Source organism: Bacillus sp. ME78 (assembly GCF_903970865.1).
Classification (GTDB): domain Bacteria; phylum Bacillota; class Bacilli; order Bacillales; family Bacillaceae_G; genus Bacillus_A; species Bacillus_A cereus.
Genome location: NZ_CAJCKK010000118.1, coordinates 1 through 266 on the forward strand (window position 1 = coordinate 1; position 266 = coordinate 266).

Below are 266 nucleotides of genomic sequence, written 5' to 3' on the forward strand. Positions count from 1 at the left end.
ACATGTCTTGCGGAAGTAGTTCAGTGGTAGAATACAACCTTGCCAAGGTTGGGGTCGCGGGTTCGAATCCCGTCTTCCGCTCCAATTTTCAATATGACATGCCGGGGTGGCGGAACAGGCAGACGCACAGGACTTAAAATCCTGCGGTGGGTGACCACCGTGCGGGTTCGACCCCCGCCCTCGGCACCATATGCGCCCGTAGCTCAATTGGATAGAGCGTTTGACTACGGATCAAGAGGTTAGGGGTTCGACTCCTCTCGGGCGCG

3 tRNA genes are annotated in these 266 nt (G+C 57.1%); all 3 read left to right on the plus strand.

The features are described from left to right. Positions 1-9 precede the first annotated feature (9 nt). The 3 genes from H6481_RS28535 (at position 10) to H6481_RS28545 (ending at position 266) form a co-directional block, all read left to right on the plus strand. Positions 10-84, plus strand: a tRNA-Gly gene (locus H6481_RS28535). 16 nt (positions 85-100) lie between these two features. Then, positions 101-189 (plus strand) — tRNA-Leu (locus tag H6481_RS28540). A gap of 3 nt (positions 190-192) precedes the next feature. Then, positions 193-266 (plus strand) — tRNA-Arg (locus H6481_RS28545).